Below are 5,600 nucleotides of genomic sequence, written 5' to 3' on the forward strand. Positions count from 1 at the left end.
AAGCCTCTCTACTGAGTTTCCATCAAAGATAGAGTCCCCAGCTACCTTTCTTAATATATTTAGGGAACCATTCAAGTCTGCTGAATATATTTTCCCAGACTTAGACCTAAATAAACCTCTCTTGATTCTTTTACCTAAATACCTCACTCTTAGTCTGTATAGTTTAGTCCCCCTGTGATAATTATTTTCGTGATTCAGTCTGTGTCCCAATCTCTGAGAAATCTCAAATCTCCCATCCAAAATTCCTACTAACTAATGATGACAATTGCTCACAATCCCTGTGTTCTGGTGATTGAAACCGATGAGAGTCTAGCAAATCAGTTAAGCTTTGATTTGGGAGAAGCCGGCTATGAAGCGATCTTAGCTCATGATGCGGCCAGCGGTTTACAATACTGCCGCGATGCCTCTATTGGGCAAAGCCATCGGCCACCTGCTTTAATTGTTGTAGACCGGATGCTCTCAGGAGAATCAGGACTCTTATTGTGTAAAAAACTCAGAAATGCCGGGATTTGTGCCCCGGTATTGATACTCATGGCCAGGGATACAGTAGATGACCGGGTCGCTTGTTTAGAAGCTGGGGCTGATGATTATGTCCTCAAGCCTTACCGCCCAGAAGACTTTTTAAATTTAATTCGCCTGTATTTAAAGCCTGATGTTGAAACCACAGAACAGTTACGTTTTGGAGATTTGGTTTTAGATGTCGCCACCCGTCGCGCTATACATAACGGACGGTCAATTGACTTGACAATGAAAGAATTTGAACTATTAAAATTCTTAATGGAACACCCCCGCGAGGTATTAACCCGCGAACAAATTTTAGAAAATGTTTGGGGTTACAATTTTATGGGTGAGTCCAATGTTATAGAGGTGTACATTCGCTACTTACGCCTGAAAATTGAATCTGACACTCATAAACGTCTGATTCAAACAGTGCGGGGCGTAGGATATGTATTACGGGAATCTTAATCTGAAAATTACTACAAAAATTAAAAATTGACTATGGCACAGGCAAAAAACGTACTAGGAACCAACCTGGAGAGTTGCTGTACATCTCCCATGACTGGCTATTACCGCGATGGCTTTTGTAATACAGGTGGTCAGGATTTCGGGATGCATGTTGTTTGCGCCCAAGTTACAGCAGAATTTCTCGAGTTTACTAAATCCCAGGGGAATGACTTGAGTACAGCCGTTCCCCAATTTAATTTTCCTGGACTACGACCAGGCGATCGCTGGTGTTTATGTGCGGCCCGTTGGCAAGAAGCTTTAGATGCTGGTGTCGCCCCCCCTGTTGTGCTTGGCGCTACCCATTGTAGAGCTTTGGAAGTCTGCTCACTAGAGGATTTGCAAAAATACGCCCTTATGTAGCTAAAGACCTAGAACCGCCAAAATTAAATTAATAAAATTAACAATATACTCCCAGGGGCAATTAATCAATTGCCCCTATTTATTAATCACAGACATATATAAAGTGTTTATTAATACTAAATAATTATACCAGAAATAACATATCAGTGAATCCCTGACTTCTCACAACAGGCCGAGGGCATATTTTCTCATGATTTTATGTTTTAAAATTATGTTTCAAGATAGATGTTTTTGTATCTATTCTTTTCTAATGTAGATTGTGTAATCCGCAAAATATGCCTATAGATAGATAAAAAATATCTCAAGAGTATATAGCCTAACTAGAAATTTTCTGGTTATATAGGTCAGGTTTTATTTCTTTAAACAAAGTAAAGTGACTACGGTAAACCGTTGGGTGGTAAAACTTCAATGTTAAATTTTAACCGCTTGCAACTGCCAAGCTTACATCGCTTACGAGTGGTACAAGTTGCAAGTATAATCACGATATTAGTCGGTGTTTTGGTGCTGTTTGGCTGGTTGTTTGACATTGAATTGATTAAAACCTGCGGTAACACCAGTCTAGTGACAATGAAGCCTAATACAGCTTTATGCTTTGTGCTATCTGGTATATCTTTGTGGATGTCGCAAATAAAACTCAGCAGAAAAAGTCATTCTACTATCCCTTACTTATCCTGCTCGCGAATTTGTGCAGCATCTGTTACCTTGATTGGGTTACTCACCCTCGCTCAGTATTTATTCGGCTGGAATTTTGGTATTGATGAATTACTCTTCCAGGAGCAAGCAACTGCAGTATTAACATCCCCTCCAGGGCGAATGGGGTTTGAGAGTGCCTTAAACTTTATATTTCTGGGTATAGCTCTAGAAATTTCCGCCCATATGGCTAACACCACCCTATCGCCATCGCCAAATCAGCTGAATTTTTGGTACATTCAACTTTTTACCCTGATAGTACTAGTGATTTCGGCACAGGTACTCATCGGTTATATGTATCAAGTAGGATTGTTTCCCACCACCCCCTCATATACAACATCAATGGGATTACATACAGGAGTAAAGTTCATTGTACTTTGTATGGGCATTCTCTGGGCAAGTCCAGATCAGGCATTTATGGCAGTAGTAATGAGTGATACCTATGGCGGGTTGATGGCGCGTCGTTTGTTACCGGCAGCTATAGCTATACCATTAGTGATAGGCTGGTTTATCCTCCATGGTCAATTAGCAGGGAAATACAGTTCTGCTTTTGCTATATCCTTATTTGCCATCATCTTAATAGTGATTTTTGCGATTTTGATTTGGCAAACTTCAGCAGTAATATCACGTATTGAACGTCAACGCGACGAAACGCAAGAACAACTCAGAGCACAGGAAGAAAAGCTGAGAACTTTTGTAGATGCTAACATCATTGGTATTAAGTTTGGTGATATCTATGGTGGTATTCACCAAGCCAATGATGCATTTCTAGAGATGATTGGCTACAGCCGTGAGGATTTATTCACAGGTAAATTAAATTGCCGGAATATCACACCACCAGAGTATTTGCATTTAGATATTCAAGGTATCGCCGAAGCCCAGGAAAATCCCAGAGGCGCTTGTACCCCCTATGAAAAAGAATACATTCACAAAGATGGTCGGCGGATTCGGGTTTTAGTGGGTTACGTGTTGCTCGCAGAGAACCGACAAGAATCAGTGGCGTTTATTCTTGACTTAAGCGAACGCCAGGAAGCAAGAGAACAAATAGTACAACTTAATAAAGATTTACAACGTCGGATCAGCGAATTGCAAACTTTATTTCAGGTTATCCCTATTGGTATCGGTATTGCTGAAGATGCAGAGTGCAAAACTATGAGAATTAACCCCTGTCTTGCTCAACAATTAGGGATATCACCAGACGATGATGTTTCTGTGAGTATGACCGGTGAAGAACAACCGGCAGAATTTCAAGTTTACCGCGACGGTAAAAAACTATCACCAGAAGAGTTACCTATGCAATATTCTGCTGCTCATGGTGTGACAGTTTTAGACTCGGAAATTGAGGTAATACATAAAGATGGCAAACTTGTCAAGTTGTTGCAGTACGTCGCCCCGTTATTTGATGAACAGGGTGACAGTAGAGGTAGTGTTGGGGCATTTTTGGATATTACAGAGCGTAAGCAGATAGAGGAAGCAGTTCACAATCAGCAAAAATGGCTCGAAGAAGTCTTAAATCTGATGCCTCTACCATTACTGTTTGTTGAACCTGAAACGGGGCGGGTAACCTTTGCTAATCAAGCTGCTGATGAATTAGCCGGGGGTGAGTTTCCCAAAGGTGTACCAGTAGAAGAGTATGACAGTACATACTATTGCACAGATGCGGCAGGAAATCGCATCCCTAAGGAGCAAATACCCGGGGCGCGGGTAGCCAGGGGAGAACGTTTAGATGGATTAGAAATAAACTGGCACACTGGCGACCTTGTGCGCTCTGTACTGATATTTGGTGATACTATACCAGCAATGCACGGTCATTCAGCTACCTGTGTAGCAGGCTTTCAAGATATTACCAATCTTAAGGAAATTGAAAAGGCGCAAGCATTAAGTTACAAAAGGTTACAGTTGCTGTTTAACACAGCCAGTGATTTGTTATCTAGTCAGCAACCAGTAGCATTAATTAACAGCTTCTACCAAAAACTGGCGGAGCAGATTGGTTTGGATGTTTACTTTAACTATTTAGTTGAGGAAAACCATCAGGTGATCCGTTTAGGATCTTTTACGGGCTGTTCTGAGGAGGTGGCTAAAAAATATGAGTGGTTACCGTTGGGTCAATCGGTGTGCGGTACTGTCGTCCAAGAACGCCGTCCTATTTATGTAGAAAATGTTCAGGAATCCACTGACCCAAAAACAGAATTAATTCGGAATTTAGGGGTGAAGGCTTGTTATAGTTACCCGTTAATAGCATCAGAACGGGTTTTGGGTACTCTTTGTTTTGGTAGCCGCAGTTGCTCTTGTTTTAGTGAAAATCAAAGGGCGATGATGCAAGCAGTTTGTGACCAAATAGCGGTGGCCATGGAACGGGCGAGGTTAATTGCTTCTCTGCAACTGCAAACAGAGCAACTGCAACAAGCCAACCGCATGAAGGATGAATTTCTGGGTATATTATCCCATGAATTGCGATCGCCTCTGAATGCTATTCTCGGTTGGGTGCAACTGCTGCGAGCTCGCAAACTTAGTGACACTCAAATGGCGAAGGCGATGGAAACTATTGAGCGCAATGCTAGGACACAAGCCCAGGTTATAGAAGATTTGCTAGATATTTCCAGCATGATTAGGGGACAGTTGTATCTCAATGTTTTTAGTTACGATTTGGTTCCCCTAATTGAGTCGGCGATGACAACGGTCCAGTTAGCCGCCCAAGCTAAAGAAATTGATTTGAGATTTTCCGTGATTCCTCCCCAGGGAATAGACCATAATCATTCTAAATTTTTAGTTGCTGGTGATCTGGAGCGTTTACAACAGGTGATCTGGAATTTACTATCTAATGCCATCAAGTTTACCCCTACAGGGGGTAGGGTAGAAGTTCAACTTTCCCATAGTATTGATGATCACCAAAATTTACCCCGAAACATTACTAGTTATGCTCAAATTCAAGTTCGGGATACGGGTATTGGTATTAAGCCAGAGTTTCTTCCTTATGTTTTTGACCGCTTCCTCCAGGCGGATAGTTCCACTACCCGCTCCTATGGCGGCTTGGGTTTAGGCCTAGCAATTGTACGTCATTTAGTAGAATTGCATGGCGGTACTGTCCATGCAGAGAGTGGGGGGGAAGGACAAGGAGCAACTTTTACAGTGAAAATCCCACTGTTATCAGATCCATTTGCCTAAAGCGATTGCAGCCCAAGAGCTAGCTACACTGGCTAGTCTGGTAAATCCAAATTAAATGGTATAAGGTTTAAATGATAAAAATATAATCATATATAGTCAGATATAATCATTTGTGGGATATTTTGGGAATGAAACTATCTGACTACGCTAAATCAAAGGAAATAAGTTACCAGACTGCTTGGAGGATGTGGAAACGTGGTGAACTTAAAGCTACTCAGCGTTAAATGTCTGGAGTCAGAGTTAGTAGTAATTGTCACGACTTCAAACCTTTTATTGTTTGCGGCAAAGCTATTAAATCCTGTAATCAGTTTGACAACAAAGTTAAAGCTAGTCTTCAATCTCAGTTACCTAAAAATCAAAAAACTTCTAGAAAAATAGAA

At 41.4% G+C, this 5,600-nt stretch carries 3 protein-coding genes; all 3 read left to right on the forward strand.

Translation table 11 applies throughout. The annotated features are described in order from the left end of the window. The first annotated feature begins 258 nt into the window (after nucleotides 1-258). Nucleotides 259-966 carry a response regulator transcription factor NblR gene (nblR, locus tag PN447_RS11040; RefSeq protein WP_271763066.1) on the forward strand — a complete coding sequence of 236 codons (708 nt, stop codon included), beginning with the start codon at nucleotides 259-261 and terminating at the stop codon, nucleotides 964-966. Nucleotides 967-999: 33 nt separating this feature from the next. Further along, on the forward strand, nucleotides 1,000-1,365 hold the full coding sequence (locus PN447_RS11045; protein WP_271763064.1) for a DUF2237 family protein: 366 nt from the start codon (nucleotides 1,000-1,002) through the stop codon (nucleotides 1,363-1,365). A gap of 408 nt (nucleotides 1,366-1,773) precedes the next feature. Next, nucleotides 1,774-5,220 carry an ATP-binding protein gene (locus PN447_RS11050; RefSeq protein WP_271763065.1) on the forward strand — a complete coding sequence of 1,149 codons (3,447 nt, stop codon included), beginning with the start codon at nucleotides 1,774-1,776 and terminating at the stop codon, nucleotides 5,218-5,220. Nucleotides 5,221-5,600: the final 380 nt, after the last annotated feature.

Source organism: Anabaena sp. CS-542/02 (assembly GCF_028331085.1).
Classification (GTDB): domain Bacteria; phylum Cyanobacteriota; class Cyanobacteriia; order Cyanobacteriales; family Nostocaceae; genus Anabaenopsis; species Anabaenopsis arnoldii.